Here is a 15,895-nt window from a genome sequence, read left to right on the forward strand (position 1 = left end):
GCAGCCTGTGCCGCAAACGAACGATTCCGCTACACGCGCCGGAGGGCCGGGCGGTGTGACTTCCAGCGGAAGATGGCGGGCTTCTGCCGAGGCTAAGTGGCGGTGCCCGGCCGGGAGTTCCGTCCGGGAGCTGGGGTGATTCTTCGACAGCGCGGGGTCATGACCGCACCGCAGCGGTGCACTGTCGACCGCGACTCGGACCTGTGGTTGCTGCGGCCAACCTCGGCCCAATGCCGCGGAGCTGAGCAACACCCCCGGCTTCTGTGCGTCGACGGCGACCGGAGGCCGAGCCCGCTCGGAGCGGCCGTGTCGATCAGGTGAGTTGGAGGGTGGTCACACAGGTCGGGCTGCCCTCGGTCGTGCTGAACGGAACGTTGCCGCTCAGGTCGCCCTGAGTGATCTCGATCGTTCCCTCGACGTCTTCAGGGAGCCAGTAGCCGACGAACCCGTTGGAGTAGGTCGTGGCGCTCTCCTCGACGAGGACAACACCGTCGGCGTCGGTGATCGTGACCTCCACCGGTTCGTCGACCAACTCGCCCTGGCAGGTCGCGAGGCTGTGGAAGTAGCACTCGTGCGTCGTCTCGATGTACGGCGCGATCGAGACGTAGAACTCGCCCTCGTCGAGGGGCACGGCGACCTCGGCGGTCCCGTCGCCGACGAGGACCTCGTCCTCGCGCACGGAGGCCGTGAAGTTCAGCGGCCGGCTGTCCGTCGAGGTGTCGAGTCGCGTGACGATCTCCTGACCGGTCAGGCCGTCGAGCCCGAGGTCGGCGAGGACGTCGTCATCCGAGGTGGCGGAGCAGCCGGCGAGCACAGCGGTGGCAGCAACGACGACGGCGGCGAGGCGGAGTCGAGAACGCATGTGAAGATCCTCGCTCACCGTCGTGCGCGGCTCCGCCGACCGAAGGCCCGTCGGCGATGAAGATTCGATGAAGGGGTCGTCTGCTCAGGCAGCTGGCACCGCTGTCCGCGGTCCGACGCGCTGGGCCCCGTGTGCTGCGGCTGTCGAGGCCTGTGGGCTCAGGTCAAGACGCCGCAGGAGCTGGGCGTTCGCGGCCACGACGACCGTGGACAGGGACATGAGGATCGCGCCGATCTCCATCGGCAGGACGAACCCCACCGGCGCGAGGACTCCGGCGGCGAGGGGCACGGCGGCGATGTTGTAGCCGGCGGCCCACCACAGGTTCTGCTTCATCTTCCGGTAGCCCTCACGGGAGAGCTGGATGACGGACAGGACAGACCGGGGGTCGTCGGAGGCGAGGATGACCCCGGCCGAGGCGATGGCCACGTCCGTGCCGGCACCGATGGCGACGCCGACGTCGGCCTGCGCGAGGGCGGGCGCGTCGTTGACGCCGTCACCCACCATCGCCACGGTCCGCCCCTCACCCTGCAGGGAGGCCACCGTGCTGCTCTTGTCCTCCGGGCGGACGCCCGCGAAGACCTGATCGATGCCGAGTTCCGTCCCCACGGCCTTGGCCACCGGCTCGGCGTCACCGGTGATCATCACTACGCGGATGCCGAGGGCGTGAAGGGCGTCGACCGCCTCGCGGGACTCCTGACGTACCTCGTCGGCGAGCCCTAGCGCTCCGGCCACGCGGCCGTCGACCACGACGTGCAGGACGATCTGTCCGCGGTCGGACCAGGGCTGGGTCACCGGCAGAGGATCGAGCCCCTGCTCGGCCAGGAGGTTCGGGCCGCCGACGGCGACCCAGCGTCCGTCCACGGTGACGGAGACTCCGACAGCCGTCGAGGCCTGGAAGTCCTCGGCGCGCGGCACCGTGAGCCCTCGATGGTGTGCTGCGGCGGTGATCGCACGTGCCAGCGGGTGCTCGCTGTCGGCTTCCGCGGCGGCGGCCAGCGCGAGGAGCTCGTCGTCACCGATCCCGGTCGTCGCGACATCGTGCACGACGGGCTCGCCCTTGGTGAGCGTCCCGGTCTTGTCGAACAGGACGGTGTCGACCACGCGCATCCGCTCGAGTGCGGCACGGTCCTTGACCAGCACGCCACCCCGGGCAGCGCGTTCGGTGGAGATCGACACCACCAGCGGGATGGCGAGCCCGAGGGCGTGCGGGCAGGCGATGACGAGCACCGTGATGGCGCGGATGATTGCGAAGTCCGGTGTCCCGACGGCGCTCCAGATCGCGACCGTGATGACGGCGGCGATCAGGGCGAACCAGAACAGCCACCCGGCGGCGCGGTCGGCCAGCAGCTGCGCACGCGTCGTGGACGACTGCGCCTGGGCGACCAGTCGTCGGATCCCGGCCAGCACGGTCGAGTCACCGACGGCGTCGACCCTCACGCGCAGGGCGCTGTCGGTCGAGACGGTTCCCGCGACGACCTGGTCGCCGACGGTCCGGAACACCGGCCGCGACTCGCCCGTGATCATCGACTCGTCGACGTCGGCAGCGCCCTCGACGACCTGCCCGTCGGCCGGCACCCGGCCGCCCGGGCGGACGATGACGACGTCCCCCAGGGCGAGCGAGGACGGAGCGACCGTGACGACGGAGTCGCCGTCGACCTTCTCCGCCTCGTCCGGCAGCAGCGCCGCCAGGGAGTCCAGAGCGGAGGAGGTCTGCGCCAGGGACCGCATCTCCAGCCAGTGGCCGAGCAGCATGATCACGACCAGCAGGGCCAGCTCCCACCAGAAGTCCAGCTCGTGCGAGAGTACCCCGAGGGTCGCGCCCCAGGAGGCGACGAACGCCACGGTGATCGCCATCCCGATGAGCAGCATCATCCCCGGCTTGCGGGCCCGGAACTCAGCGACCGCTCCGGTGAGGAACGGCCGTCCGCCCCACAGGTAGATCACGGTGCCGAGGGCCGGCGCGACCCAGGTGAGCCCCGGGACGTCGGGGAGGGCATAGCCGAGCAGGTCGGCGAACATCCCGCTGAGCAGGACCGTCGGCACGGCGAGCGCGAGGTTGATCCAGAACAGGCGCCGGAACAGGGCGACGTGGTCACCGTGACCACCGCCGTGTGCCCCGTGCCCGCCGTGGCCACCCTCGGCGCCCATGTGCACGCCATGGTGGCTCGCGGAGGGCCGGTGCTCGGCGTCGTGCCCATCCACATGCGCGGGCATGTGGTGGCCCTCGTGCTCCATCTGGCCGGCGTCGTGCCCACCGTGGCGGTCGTGAGCCAGCGGATCAGTGTCCTCGACGGACAGCTCGTGCCGCTGGCTCGCGCTGCTGCGTCGTTCGCCGTGCACGTCGTGGCCCTGGTGCGCGTTGCTCATGGCTCTTCTCCTCGACCCGTGCTCCACCGTCATCTGCGTAAAAATACCCCCAGGGGGTATGTGAGCGGCCAACGGCGTGCTCATGGCCGGTATTCCCGGCTCGGGGGCACCTCGACGCCGAGCGGGTCAGGTCAGGGGGTCGGGCACGAGCGCAGCGCGGTGCCCTCGAAGTCCGGTACGGGGCGCGCGTCGGCCTCGGCCGCCGTTGCTGCGATGCCCTTGCGCTCGATGTCCTCGATGAGCCAGTCCATCTCGGCGATCTCCCGCTGCTGAGCCTCGATGATCTCGACGGCGAGCTCGCACACCCGGACGTCGTCGATCTGGGCCCGCTCGGAGCGGGTGATAGCCAGGGAGTGGTGCGGGATCATCGCGCGCATGAATGCGGTGTCGCCGACCGTGACCTGGCTGCGGTCGAGGGCGACGCCGCCGGCAAGGAGCAGCACGCTGACGGCGACCACGGCGATGTTCGCCTTCGCGTTCTTGTACATGTTCAGCATCCAGGCGAGCATGATCAGCCCCATCGTGCCGCCCATGGTGACCGCCATGAAGATCCGGCTCTGGCTGAATCGGACGTGATCCAGCTCCCACGAGCCGACGAACATCACCCAGTACATGACCACCATGGCCGTGAGGATCATGGCGGCGAACCGCAGGTACATGCCCTTCATCTGATGGCCCTGCCCACCGCCGTGCCGCTCACCCCCGTGATGGGCGCCGTCACCGTCGTGCTCGTCGTTCATCGACTCGCCATCGTGCTCACGCTGCACGGACATCGCTGCGTCTCCTCGTCTCGCTCCTACCTGCCTGGGTGTCGGACGGACTCACGGGGTGCTGCGGGCGGGATGCCCGCCGGCACCGCGTGGACGGGCTCAGCGGATGGCCGCGAGGAGCTCGGCGCAGGCGGCCTCGCAGTCCCGGCACGCCTCGGCGCAGATGCGGCAGTGCTCGTGCATGCCCGCGTGCTGCTCGCACTCGTCGCCGCAGGCCCGGCACGCGGCGATGCAGGCCTCGAGGTGAGCCCGGGTGATGTTGGCGTCATAGCCGGTGTGGCGGGACAGGATCCGCGCCGTGGCCGCGCAGCTGTCGGCGCAGTCGAGGTTGGACCGGATGCACTTGCGCAGGTCGGCGACCATCTCCTCACTCAGACACGCGTCCGCGCACGCGGTACACGCCTGCGAGCAGGCGACCAGGGACTCGATGACGCGAGCCAGCAGCTGGCGGTCGAGGTTGATGGTCGCGGGGTAGGTGTCGAGCATCTGCGTGGTCTTCACGACGGCCTCCTGATTTGCGGATCGTGCGGCACATCGATCGCTCGTGCGCCGCGGGGACCCTTTCGACGCTATAGACAGGGCCGCGTGTTCGCGCGGTGAGAGGGACGGCGCCGCCATGAAGGTTCGATGAGGGTCTCTCCGGCGGACGGCCGCGCAAGGGCGAACGCGCGTCAGGCCGTGAATCCGACGGCTACGCCGCAGGGCCGGCGGGCACGGGGTCAGAGCGCTGGATGACGTTGCCGACGAGTCGGTCGGGCAGTCGCGCGACGCCCGGACCGCCGCACCGGAGCCAGCGCGCGAGCTCGCCGGTGACTTCATCCCCGGCGAGGCGTTCGAACCACACCGGTCGTGCGCCGGTGCGGCGGCATGCACCGGACGGACGAGCGACCACGACGTCGCCGCGATCGCACGCGTCGAGGCAGTCGACGGTCGTCAGGCGAGCCACGCCGGAGTCGGCCAGGTGCCTCAGGCGCTGCAGCTGGCCACGCGGGGCGGTGTCAGCTTCGCCCAGGGTCTCTCCGGCACACAGACTGCACGCGGTGAGGCCGGGCAGGTTCTTCCTTGTCAAACGGGGAGTTCGGCACCGGGCGACGGTACGTCCGCACCTAGCGCTTCGCCGCAGCGCCGGTGGCAGACGCACGCGACAGGAGGCCACCTTTTCGTGCGGGGTGGCCTCCTGCCGGTCGTGCTGCGGGCTGCTCAGAGGGACCGCAGCAGGTTCTCCATCTCGGTGATCTCTATGTTCTGGTCGTCCCTGATCGTCCGGGCGAGTGCCAGGGCGTCGGGGTCTGCGCCCTCGCCGATCTGGGCCTGGGCCATCTCGACGGCGCCGCGGTGGTGGGCGACCATGAGCTCGAGGAACCTCCGGTCGAACGCGACCCCTTCAAACTCGGCCAGGGTGGACATCGCCTCCTCCTGGTCCATGCCGTCCATCTCCATCCCGCCGTGGTCCATGCCGCCGTGCTCAGCCTCAGCGGGGAGCTCCTCGTCCCAGGTCTCCAGCCAGCCGGACATGAGCTCGATCTCCGGGCCCTGCGCTGCGGCGATTCGCTCGGCCAGTGCGCGGACCTCGTCGGTGGAGGCCCGCTCGACCGCGAGCTCAGCCATCTCAAGCGCTCCCTGGTGGTGGACGATCATCATCTGCGCGAACTCCACGTCGGCGGCGTTGTGCTCAGTCGCCGCCTCGGCGTCCTCGCTGCTCGAGGACTCCTGCGCCGCGGGGGGTTCGGGCGTCGGTTCGTCGCCGGTGGAGCAGGCGGTCAGGGTGGCCGCCAGGGCGAGTGCTGCTGTCGTCGCGGCGAGGCGCCGGCGCGTGGTGCTCGTCAAGGGGTGGTTCCTTCCCAGGATCGGTGTTGGGGATCAGGCCGAGGTGCTGGTCGTGCAGCAGGTGTCCGCGTCCTGAGCGCCGCCGCCGCAGCAGCTGTTGCTCGTCGTGGTGGCCGTGCTCTGGGTCGTGGTCGTCGAGGTAGGGGTGTCCTGGCAGCAGCCCATCGGGCTCTCCTTCATAGGTCGGTGACGCGCGCGTCAGGTCAAACGGTGATGGTCAGAGTCGGCTGCTGACCTCCTTGAGCAGGTCGGCGGGGGCAAGCCACATGGACGGGTAGTTGCCGTGCCACAGCTGGTTGCCGTCGGCGTCGACCAGGACGAACCCGTGCCCCGGGAGGCCTTCGTGCATGCCCTTGCCGAGGGTGTCGTAGGCGGCGGAGACGGTGCCGTCGTCAAGCAGGAACGGTGCCTGGACGCCGAGGCGTTGGCGATCGGTGTTGATCTGCTCGGCGGTGTTCATCACGATCGGCAGCACGGTGATGCCGGTCTCGGCGAACGCTGGATCCTTCTCGATCTCGGCCATCTGCAGCAGGCATGAGTCGCAGCCGGCGCCCTCGTTGAAGTACAGGACGACCGGTCCACCGCGGAAGTCCGCCAGCGAGACGGTCGAGCCGTCCGAGGCGGGCAGCGTGAAGTCCGGTGCGACGCGCACGTCGCTGGACGTGGTCGGCTGGGAGGTGATCAACGCGGCGGCGATCAGCGTGGCCACGATCAGCAGACCGGCGCCCCACGCGGCCCAGCTGATGCGCTGGCGGCGGCGCGCCTGTCCCGCCTGCGCGGCCTGAACCTCCTGCAGAGCCTGCTGGCGTTCGGCGAGGCGGCGGGTGGCGGTTCCGGAGGTCATCGGGTCACTTCTTCCGTGGTCGGGGTGGCGTGGCAGGACGGGACGGGCACGGCTGGGCCGTCGCTCGGCCCTGCAGCAGCCGTGGTCGTGGCCGGGGCGGCGCTTTTCGACCGAGCGGGCCGGCGCCGGTCGACGAGCGTCGCCCAGATGAACGCGGCGGCGACCGCGAGCAGCGCCAACCCCTGCAGGGGCTCGGGCACCGGAGACAGGAAGTCCTGGACGGCGGCGAACACGTCGGTCAGGGTGCGGCTGGCGGCGTCCTGGAACGCCGAGCCGCCGGTCATGTCCTTGCTGCCGGCCAGGGCGATGACGAACACGCCCATCACCGTGAACCCGACCGCGACGGCGATGTTGAGGGTGTTGGTGACCAGGGTGCGGCCCGCGACGCGCAGCCGGACGGTTCTGGCCTGGAACAGCTTGCGCTCACCGAGGCGCGCCTTGTCCCAGACCAGGGCGATCACGAACAGCGGGAAGACCATGCCGAACACGTACGCCAACCCCAGGGCCAGCCCCCCGATGGGAGACCCGGACAGAATCGACAGGGTCATCACCCCGGCCAGGACTGGGGCGCAGCACGAGGACGCGATCCCGGAGAACACCCCGAGGGAGAAGAAGCTCGCGGTGTCACCACCGGTGGTATCCGGAGTACGCAGGAACGACGGCAGCGACCACATCCGACCCGAGAGGGCCAGGCCCGCCAGGGCGATCATCAGCAGGCCGCCGGCCCAGTACAGCGGAGCGTGGTACCGGGCGATCGCGCCGGCGAGCAGGCTCATCCCCAGCGTGATCGGCACCAGCACCACGGCCAAGCCCGCCGCGAAGACGAAGGTCAGCGGCAGCAGCCGCCACCGGGCGTTCTTGACCGCACCGGCCAGGTAGGACGGCGCCAGGAAGACGATGCAACACGGGGCGAACAGGGCCACCCCGCCGGCGAAGAACGCCGCCAGGATGCTCCCAGTCGTCAGCAACTCGCTGCCCATCTCAGGCCCCGACCGCTGCCGTGCGCCGGCTGTGCAGGACCTTGGTGAGCTTCTTCCGCGGCAGTCGCCCGGCGGAGAAGAACTCCCCGTCTACCAGCACCAGCGGGTTCATCGGCGGGCGGTGCTCGGCGACCAGGGCCCGGCCCTCGTCCGTATCGATGCCGACACTGCGGACCACCAGCGGGAAATCACCGGCCAGGGCGGCTAGGGCCTCCTCGGCGTCGTGGCAGAAATGGCACGCCGGGGCATGGACGACGGTGACGAGGACCGGTGGGTCGGCGGGCTCGATGGTCGACACGGGTTCTCCTGCAGGCGGTCGCGGATCGGTACATGTGGAGCGTCGACGTGCCGCACCGAAGGACCGGTCGCCCTTGGATCAAGGTTCGATGAAGGTCCCCGACCGGCGTCCGTCCGCAGCCGACAATGGCCAGGTGACCCCCACCCCAGACACCACGACGACCACAGCGCGGCGCGCTGTCGACGACGGCTGAAAACTGAGCGGTAGTCGACGGGTGAATCGTGAGCATCCCGCGGTACTGCTGAGGGGTGATCAGCGTGGAGGACTGGGCCGAGATCCGTCGGTTGCACAGGTCGGAGCGGTTGTCGCAGGCGGCGATCGCGCGTCGTCTGGGGATCTCGAGGAACACGGTCGCCAAGGCGTTGGCCTCGGCCCAGCCGCCGCGGTACTCGCGGCCGGCGACGGGGTCGGCGGTCGACGCGTTCGAGGCGGCGATCCGCCGCGAGCTGGCGTTGGACGCGAAGATGCCCGCGACGGTCATCGCCGAGCGGATCGGCTGGACGCGGTCGATGACGGTGCTCAAGGTCCGGGTCGCGCAGTTGCGGCCGTTGTTCGTGCCGCCGGACCCGACCGACCGGGTCGAGTACGAGGCGGGCCAGGTTGCGCAGTGCGACCTGTGGTTCCCGCCGGTGCCGGTCCCGGTTGGCGGCGGCACGGCGCGGGTGCTGCCGGTGCTGGCGATGACGTGCGGGTACTCGCGGATGACCTCGGCGGTGATGATCCCGAGTCGCAAGGCCGGGGACATCCTGGCCGGGATGTGGCAGATCGTCGCCGGCTGGGATGCCTGCCCGCGCACGTTGGTCTGGGACCGGGAGGCCGCGATCGGCGGGTCCGGCAAGCCGACCCTGGAGGCGACCTCGTTCGTCGGGACCCTCGGCGTCCGGCTGCGCCTGGCCCCGCCGCGTGATCCGGAGTTCAAGGGGCTGGTCGAGCGGCGCAACGGGTTCTTCGAGACCTCGTTCCTGCCCGTGCGCACGTTCACCTCCCCGCGTGACTTCACCGAGCAGATCAGCGCGTGGCTGCCGGCGCGGGCCGCGACCCGGCCGCTGCGCGCCCTGGGCGGCGCGCGGTCGCTGGACCGCTGGGACGCCGATCGGGCGGCGATGGTCGCGTTACCGCCGCTCGCGCCGACCGTCGGGCTGGCGCACCGGGTCCGGCTCGGGCGGGACTACTACGTGCGGCTGGACGCCAACGACTACTCGATCGACCCGCGCGTGATCGGCAGGTTCGTCGACGTGCACGCCGACCTGCACCAGGTCACCGCGATCTGCGCCGGGCAGGTCGTCGCGCAGCACGCCCGCTGCTGGTCGAGCGGCGCGACGATCACTGATCCCGCCCACCGGGCGACCGCGAAGCAGATGCGCGCGGACCTCGCCGCTCGCCGTCAGGACCGCCTCACGCGTGAGCACGCCGACGGACACGTCGTGGCGATCCGGGCGCTGCCGGACTACGACGCCCTGTTCGGCGTCGACTTCGACCCCCGCCCCGAACCTGGGACGGACCGCCAGACGATCGCCGAAGGGACGTAGATGACCACCACCACGAAGCCCAGGGGTGTCCCGGACGGGCTGGACTCCAAGCTCGCCTACCTGACCCGCGTCCTGAAGACCCCGACGATCGGGCGCACCTGGGACACACTCGCTGATCAGGCACGGGAGGCGAACTGGTCGCACGAGGAGTACCTGGCCGCGGTCCTCGAACGCCAGGTCGCCGACCGGGAGTCCGCCGGGACCACGATGCGGATCCGCACCGCGCACTTCCCGGCGATCAAGACGTTGGAGGACTTCAACCTCGAGCACCTGCCCTCCCTCAGGAAGGACGTGCTCGCGCACCTGGCGACCGCGACGTTCGTGCCCAAGGCCGAGAACGTGATCCTGCTCGGCCCACCCGGACTCGGCAAGACCCACCTCGCGATCGGGCTGGGCATCAAGGCCGCCCAGGCCGGCAACTCGGTGCTGTTCGACACCGCGACGAACTGGATCGACCGCCTCGCCCGTGCGCACCACAGCGGCGCCCTGGAGGCCGAGCTGAAGAAGATCCGCCGCTACAAGCTGCTGATCATCGACGAGGTCGGCTACATCCCGTTCGACACCGACGCCGCGAACCTGTTCTTCCAGCTCGTCGCGTCCCGCTACGAGACCGGCTCCATCCTCGTCACGTCCAACCTGCCGTTCGGACGCTGGGGCGAGGTCTTCGGCGACGAAGTCGTCGCCGCCGCGATGATCGACCGCCTCGTCCACCACGCCGAAGTCCTCACCCTCGCCGGCGAGTCCTACCGCACCCGAGCCCGCCGCGAACTGCTCGCCAAGGACCGCGACAAGTAGCCCAGGGCACCTGGCCTGCTCAGTTTTCAGGCGTCGATTCCTGCTCAGTTTTCAGCCGTCGTTGACACACCTCGTCGACGTGCATGTGCTGCACGTGCGCCAGAAGCTGGGTCTGCCCCGAGTTTGGTTGACACCTGACCTGTGAGGATCTGGTCCTCGCTGGAAGGATGTCCCCGTGGCGAAGCCGTATCCCAAGGAGTTCCGTGATGACGTCGTGGCCGTGGCCCGCAAGGGGCAGGTGCCGCTGACGCAGATCGCGAAGGACTTCGGTATCTCCGAAGGGTCGTTGTCGAACTGGATGAAGCAGGCCGATGTCGAGGACGGTCGCCGGTCCGGGCCGACGCAGGCCGAGCGCGCCGAGTTGCGTGAGGCGCGCAGGCGGATCCGGGTGTTGGAGCAGGAGAACGAGGTCCTGCGTCGCGCGGCCGCCTACCTGGCGCAGGCGGGTCTGCCGGGAAAATAGTCTTCCCGCTCGTCCGTGAGATGGCCGCGGCCGGCGCCCGAGTGCGGGTGCCGGTCGCGGTGGCGTGCCGGGTCCTGGGCCTGTCGACCCAGGGGTACTACAAGTGGCTCAAGGACCCCGTGTCTCGGCGGGATTGGGACGACGCGCACGTCCTGGACGCGATCTACGAGATCCATGGCGACGACGCGACGCTCGGCTACCGGTTCATCACCGACGAACTGGCCGACGAGCACGCGATCAGCGTCGGGGAGAACCGGGTGCACCGGCTGTGCCGGCTCGCCGGCATCACCGCGAGCCACCACAAGAGACGGTCCAAGGCCGGATCGAGCGGTCCCGCGCCGCACGACGACCTGCTCGCCGTGGTCGACGAGCATGGCGTGGTCCGTCACGAGTTCGTCGCGGACGCCCCGGACAAGGTGTGGCTGTGGGACATCTCGGAACACCCCACCGCCGAGGGCAAGCTCTACATCTGCGCGATCAAGGACGTCTACTCGAACAAGATCGTCGGGTACTCCATCGACTCGCGCATGAAGTCGTCCCTGGCGCGGGCGGCGATGCGCAACGCGATCGCGCTGCGCTCACCGGCCGGCACGGTGTGTCATTCGGACCGAGGCGGCCAGTTCCGTGCGAAGGCGACCCAGCGGCTGCTGGCGAACAACGGCCTGGTCGGGTCGATGGGCCGCTCCTACGGCGCGGGCGACAACGCGAGCATGGAGAGCTTCTTCTCCCTGCTGCAGAAGAACGTCCTGAACACCCGCCGCTGGCACACCCGCGACGACCTGCGCCTGGCGATCGTGACCTGGATCGAGACCAAGTACAACCGCCGACGACGCCAACGCGCCCTCGGCAAGCTCACGCCCGTCGAGTTTGAGATGATCTACACGGCCGCAGACGCGGCCTGACTACCGCAAACCCCGAGTGTCAACCAGACCGGGGGCAGACCCGCTCGGTGACAGTGCTGAACAGCAACGGTTCGTGCGCACGGTGCGAGGTGTCGGGTACCGGATCGGGACCGGGGAGTGAAGCCGATCCCGCCGGCAGCGCGGTGGGGCCTTGCAGGTCGCCTGCTCATCGCGCTCGTCATCGTGCTCGCGACCGCAGCCCTGACAGCGTGGCTGGTGGCCTCCGCCGTGGGCCCAGGCCTGTTCCACGAGCACATGGTGCGCGCCGGCCTGGAGGACCACGACGACGCCGTCATGCACGCCGAGCGGGCCTTTCGCGACGCGAGCGCCGTCTCCCTGGCCCTGGCCCTGGGCGCCGCCGCTGTGGCCTCAACTGCCGTGAGTCTCGTGCTCGCGCGGCGCATCGGCCGGTCTCTGGCGGCCGTGGCCACCGCTGCGGCGCGCCTGGGCGCCGGTCGGTACGAGTCCCGCGTCCCGGCTGCAGGACTGGGCGCGGAGTTCGACGACCTCGCCGAGTCGTTCAACGCCATGGCCGCGCGGCTGCAAGAGGCCGAGCGGCTGCGGGCCCGGCTCCTGGCCGACGTCGCCCACGAGGTCCGCACCCCCGTCGCCACCATCGCCGGGTACCTCGAGGCCGTGGAAGACGGCCTGCAACCGATGGACGAGCCCACAATGGCCGTGCTGCGCGACCAGTCCGCGCGCCTGACCCGGCTGGCACGCGACCTCGCCGCGGTGACCCGCGCCGAGGCCGGTGACCTCGTACTCACGCTCGAACCGCTCGCGCCAGACGAACTGCTTGCAGCGACCACCGGCACCTGGCGGGAGCGCGCGACCGCCGCCGGGGTCGACGTGCGGGTCCAGGTCGACCCCGAGCTGGGACACGTCCGTGTCGACCGCCAGCGTATGGGCCAGGTCCTGGACAACCTGGTCGCCAACGCACTGCGTCACACCCCGGCCGGAGGCACGATCACGCTCCGTGCGACCGGCGGTTACCAGCGCGTGGCGCTGCACGTGTCCGACACCGGTGCCGGCATCGCGCCCGAGCACCTGCCGCACCTGTTCGAGCGCTTCTACCGGGCCGATACCGCGCGTGACCGTACCCACGGCGGATCGGGCATCGGCCTGGCGATCTGCAAAGCGCTCACCGAGGCCCACGGCGGCACCATCACCGCAACGAGCGACGGCCCGGGAGCCGGCGCATCGTTCACCGTCACGCTTCCGGTGCCGCCCGGCTGAGCTCAGCGGGCTCCCGGCGCCGCGCTGTGCGGCGGCGACGTCACGGGCGCGTCCGCCGTGACGTCGTGCGCGCCATGGTGGGGCTGCCCGGTGTGGCCGCGGCGGTGCATCCACACCATCATGGCGATCATCATCAGCGGGCACGCCAGCGCAGCCGCCAACGCCGCGCCAGGACGCACACCCGCTGCCAGCGCCACGACCAGCACCGCCGCAGCAGCGACGACCATTCCCTTGAGGTGGCTCTTCATCGCAGTCCTTCCGATCGCGCCGGAACAGGTCCGGCGAGCTCGGCGTGAAGCCTGCGGTAGGTGTCCACATCGATCTGCCCGGCGGCCAGCCGGGCGTCGAGCAGCGTCACCGCGTCCGGCTCTGGTGCAGCGGGAAACAGTCGCGTCACCGCCCACACGGCCATGCCGAGCACCGCCAGGCTCGACGCGAGGACCAGCCAGCCGCCGACTCCCAGATCCACGCACCACGGCATCGGTCCGCTCCCTCTCGCGCCGGGCGCCGACGGCGCCCACGGCCTGAGGCTGCCCCGGGCACCCCCAAGATGCGGTCGAGGTCCGATGAAGGCTCGATGAAAGAGAGCTCGTCGGGAACGCAAACCCGTTGGGCAATCGATGCCAGGCTGCTCAGTCCAGGGCGCCGCGACTAGGGCGTGTCTCCTGACGTGGACCCCGTCGCCGTTGACGGGTCAGGTCGCTGCGGTGTGTAGGGATTCGGGGTCGGCCCAGGTGCGGGCGACCTCGGTGGGGGTGCGGTAGGCCAGCCCGGAGTGCGGGCGGTGGTGGTAGGCGTCGATGTAGGAGGCGATCTCCTGACGTGCCTGTTCGATGGTCTCCCACTCGGTGCGCCAGGCGCAGCGCTTCTTGAACTGCCCGAACCAGGACTCGATGAACGCCTGGGACTCGGGGTCGCGGTATCCGCCGCGGCGGTGAGTGATCCCGCGGGCGGACAGGTGCTTGCGGAAGTCCCGGGACGTGAACTGGCTGCCGTTGTCGGTCCCGAGCGTCAGGCGCCCCGGCGTGACCCCACGTGCGAGGACGGCGGCCTCGACGCAGGCGATCGCCTCCTGCGTGCGGGTGCGCAGGTCCAGGGTCCAGCCGGCGACCTCCCGGGTGCAGCAGTCCACCGCGACGTGCAGGTAGACCCAGCCGTGCGCCGCGGTCCAGACCTTGGTCATGTCCAGGTGCCACAGCTCGTCCGGCCGACGGACCCGGAAGTACCCCGGCCGGCGGCGCCGGTCGGTGCTACGGGAGCGTTGCAGCAGCCCGTGGGCGCGCATGACGCGTTGCACGCGTTTGCGGTTGACCGGCTCACCGAGCGCTCGTGAGGCCAGGGCGGCGACCATCCGGGTGCCGTCGACCGGGTTCGCGCGGGCGACCTCGACGATCGCGTCGTCACCTGGTCGACCGCGGCCCGGGCCGGCGCCGGGTGGTCGCCGGGAGATCGGCCGGTAGAGCGCCTGACGGGACACCCCGGCGACGCGCGCGACGACGGCTGGCTTGCGCCCGGTGGCGATCACGGCGCGGGCCCTGGACACCCGGGTGCTCACGTCCAGTCCCGGATGAGTTCCCCCGCGATCTCCAGCTCGTAGGTCTTGCGCCCCAGGGACCGTTCCAGGGCGGCGACCTGCTTCTTCAGCTCCACGACCTCGACGTGCTCCGGGGTCCGGGCGTTCGATGACGCGAGGGCGGCCTTGCCGCCCTCGAGCAGCTTGTCCCTCCAGGAGTAGTAGAGGGTCTCGGAGATCTCGTACTCGCGACACACGTCCCGCACGGAACGGTCCCCGCGCAGCCCCGCGAGCACGACCTCGGTCTTCTGCTCCGGCGTGAACTGCCGGTACTTGCGCTTCTCGCTCATCAGCCCTCCCAGGGCGATCAGAGCGACCATCGTCCCCAAGCCCGACGGCTCAGGGAAGTGTCAACGAGCCGGCAGGGTCCGCGTCACACGCCCACCAAGGCCCCCGCTCATCCGGTCACGCCCGGCGCTTACGCCGACAACCGCAACCAACCGACATCCACCAGTCGGTGCAGGACCGCCTCGAACTGGGCAGCCGAAAACTAGCAGGACGCCGGGCATGTCCGGACGCGTTTCGCCCACGCAGCCGTCAGCAATTCAACACATACGGACGCACCAGGCAGATCCCGAGGCGAACTATGACCTTCAACCTAGGCGATCATTCCCGAACCGGATGAGGGGTCATCGGGCCTGCGGCGGTCGTTGAATCGAGCGGCATGTGACCTCGAGCAGCGGAGGATCGGCGTCGGGCGTGGGCGCGCGGTCACCGCGAGCCAAGCGACTACTGCCCCCTCCAGGGCGCACCTCGACGGCGGAGGCCACTACGCCTCCCGGACTGTGCACCCGAGCAGAGGTCAGTGGCCGGGCTCGGCGCGCCAGCTCGAGTGCTTGCGGGACGCGACCCACGCGGCGACCTGCGTGCGGCGCTGCAGGCCCATCTTCGCGAGCAGCGACGTGATGTGGTTCTTCACGGTCTTCTCGGCGACGCCGAGCCGCTCCGCGATCTCGCGGTTCGACAAGCCCTCGCCGATGAGGTCGAGCACGCGCAGCTCGCTGGGCGTGAGGTTCTCGGTCGGGTCGTCCTGGCCCGCGCGACGGCGGGTGACCGTGCGCTCGTCGAGCAGCGTGCGGCCCGCGGCCACGGCGCGGATGACGTCGGTGATCTCGGCACCGCGCACGGACTTGAGCAGGTAGGCCGCGGCGCCCGCCTCGAGCGCGGCGGCGACCGCGTCGTCGTCGTCGAACGACGTCAGGACGATGGCGCGCGCCCCCGGCTGCTTCTCGTGCACCTGGTGCAGCAGGTCGATCCCCGTGCCGTCAGGCAGCTGGAGGTCGACGAGCATGACCTGCGGGTGGACGAGCGTCGCACGGCGCACGCCGTCGGCGACGGACCCCGCCTCTGCGACAACGGTCATCCCCTCGGTGCGCTCGACCACCTCGGCGATGCCGCGACGGACCACCTCGTGGTCGTCGACGATCATGACCGTGATCGGTCCCTGCT

The 15,895-nt window shown here is 70.4% G+C and carries 17 protein-coding genes; 4 read left to right on the top strand and 13 right to left on the bottom strand.

Features of this window, described 5'->3' with window-relative positions; translation table 11 throughout:
• Window positions 1-313: 313 nt before the first annotated feature.
• The 8 genes from CBP52_RS07550 to CBP52_RS07590 form a co-directional block, all read right to left on the bottom strand.
• Window positions 314-862 (bottom strand): CueP family metal-binding protein, encoded by a 549-nt coding sequence (locus CBP52_RS07550; RefSeq protein WP_013115612.1) that lies wholly within the window; start codon window positions 860-862, stop codon window positions 314-316.
• Between the two features lie 84 nt (window positions 863-946).
• Window positions 947-3,097, bottom strand: a complete 2,151-nt coding sequence (locus CBP52_RS07555; RefSeq protein ID WP_369826343.1) for a heavy metal translocating P-type ATPase — start codon at window positions 3,095-3,097, stop codon at window positions 947-949.
• Between the two features lie 263 nt (window positions 3,098-3,360).
• Window positions 3,361-4,002 (bottom strand): DUF305 domain-containing protein, encoded by a 642-nt coding sequence (locus CBP52_RS07560; protein WP_232514704.1) that lies wholly within the window; start codon window positions 4,000-4,002, stop codon window positions 3,361-3,363.
• 96 nt (window positions 4,003-4,098) lie between these two features.
• Entirely contained in the window at window positions 4,099-4,500 is a 402-nt protein-coding gene (locus CBP52_RS07565; protein WP_094180445.1) for a four-helix bundle copper-binding protein, read from the bottom strand.
• Between the two features lie 699 nt (window positions 4,501-5,199).
• The gene (locus CBP52_RS07575) at window positions 5,200-5,826 is read right to left on the bottom strand and encodes a DUF305 domain-containing protein (RefSeq protein ID WP_013115608.1); all 627 of its coding nucleotides are present in this window, start codon (window positions 5,824-5,826) and stop codon (window positions 5,200-5,202) included.
• A gap of 217 nt (window positions 5,827-6,043) precedes the next feature.
• Complete coding sequence (locus tag CBP52_RS07580; protein WP_094180446.1) at window positions 6,044-6,670, bottom strand: peroxiredoxin; 627 nt, start codon at window positions 6,668-6,670, stop codon at window positions 6,044-6,046.
• Window positions 6,667-7,650, bottom strand: coding sequence for a cytochrome c biogenesis CcdA family protein (locus CBP52_RS07585; RefSeq protein ID WP_094180447.1), 984 nt, complete (start codon window positions 7,648-7,650; stop codon window positions 6,667-6,669). Before CBP52_RS07585 ends, CBP52_RS07580 begins: the two co-directional genes overlap by 4 nt.
• Before the next feature lies 1 nt (window position 7,651).
• Window positions 7,652-7,948 carry a hypothetical protein gene (locus CBP52_RS07590; protein ID WP_013115605.1) on the bottom strand — a complete coding sequence of 99 codons (297 nt, stop codon included), beginning with the start codon at window positions 7,946-7,948 and terminating at the stop codon, window positions 7,652-7,654.
• 248 nt (window positions 7,949-8,196) lie between these two features.
• Between CBP52_RS07590 and istA the strand changes: the two genes are divergently transcribed.
• The 4 genes from istA to CBP52_RS07610 all read left to right on the top strand — a co-directional run bounded on the left by istA (window position 8,197) and on the right by CBP52_RS07610 (window position 12,873).
• Complete coding sequence (gene istA, locus CBP52_RS07595; protein WP_157732537.1) at window positions 8,197-9,477, top strand: IS21 family transposase; 1,281 nt, start codon at window positions 8,197-8,199, stop codon at window positions 9,475-9,477.
• Window positions 9,478-10,272 (top strand): IS21-like element helper ATPase IstB, encoded by a 795-nt coding sequence (istB, locus tag CBP52_RS07600; protein ID WP_094180448.1) that lies wholly within the window; start codon window positions 9,478-9,480, stop codon window positions 10,270-10,272. It abuts the gene before it with no gap.
• A 175-nt stretch (window positions 10,273-10,447) separates the two neighbouring features.
• Window positions 10,448-11,637 (top strand): IS3 family transposase gene (locus CBP52_RS07605; protein WP_094180236.1). Its coding sequence is split into 2 segments (ribosomal slippage): window positions 10,448-10,726 and window positions 10,729-11,637, totalling 1,188 coding nucleotides; the frame shifts between segments, so codons are not numbered across the junction.
• 126 nt (window positions 11,638-11,763) lie between these two features.
• Entirely contained in the window at window positions 11,764-12,873 is a 1,110-nt protein-coding gene (locus tag CBP52_RS07610) for a cell wall metabolism sensor histidine kinase WalK (protein WP_094182241.1), read from the top strand.
• 2 nt (window positions 12,874-12,875) lie between these two features.
• On the opposite strand, the gene CBP52_RS07615 is transcribed toward CBP52_RS07610, so the two are convergent.
• The 5 genes from CBP52_RS07615 to CBP52_RS07635 all read right to left on the bottom strand — a co-directional run bounded on the left by CBP52_RS07615 (window position 12,876) and on the right by CBP52_RS07635 (window position 15,875).
• Entirely contained in the window at window positions 12,876-13,121 is a 246-nt protein-coding gene (locus tag CBP52_RS07615; RefSeq protein WP_094180449.1) for a hypothetical protein, read from the bottom strand.
• Window positions 13,118-13,342: a hypothetical protein gene (locus CBP52_RS07620; protein ID WP_232514705.1), complete on the bottom strand. Its 225-nt coding sequence runs from the start codon at window positions 13,340-13,342 to the stop codon at window positions 13,118-13,120. Before CBP52_RS07620 ends, CBP52_RS07615 begins: the two co-directional genes overlap by 4 nt.
• Window positions 13,343-13,567: 225 nt before the next feature.
• Window positions 13,568-14,398 (bottom strand): IS3 family transposase, encoded by an 831-nt coding sequence (locus CBP52_RS07625; RefSeq protein ID WP_094180450.1) that lies wholly within the window; start codon window positions 14,396-14,398, stop codon window positions 13,568-13,570.
• Between the two features lie 26 nt (window positions 14,399-14,424).
• The gene (locus CBP52_RS07630; protein WP_157732538.1) at window positions 14,425-14,736 is read right to left on the bottom strand and encodes a transposase; all 312 of its coding nucleotides are present in this window, start codon (window positions 14,734-14,736) and stop codon (window positions 14,425-14,427) included.
• A 512-nt stretch (window positions 14,737-15,248) separates the two neighbouring features.
• On the bottom strand, window positions 15,249-15,875 hold the full coding sequence (locus CBP52_RS07635; RefSeq protein ID WP_094180452.1) for a response regulator transcription factor: 627 nt from the start codon (window positions 15,873-15,875) through the stop codon (window positions 15,249-15,251).
• Between the last annotated feature and the right edge of the window lie 20 nt (window positions 15,876-15,895).

The organism is Cellulomonas sp. PSBB021, from assembly GCF_002240455.1.
Taxonomy (GTDB): domain Bacteria; phylum Actinomycetota; class Actinomycetes; order Actinomycetales; family Cellulomonadaceae; genus Cellulomonas; species Cellulomonas uda.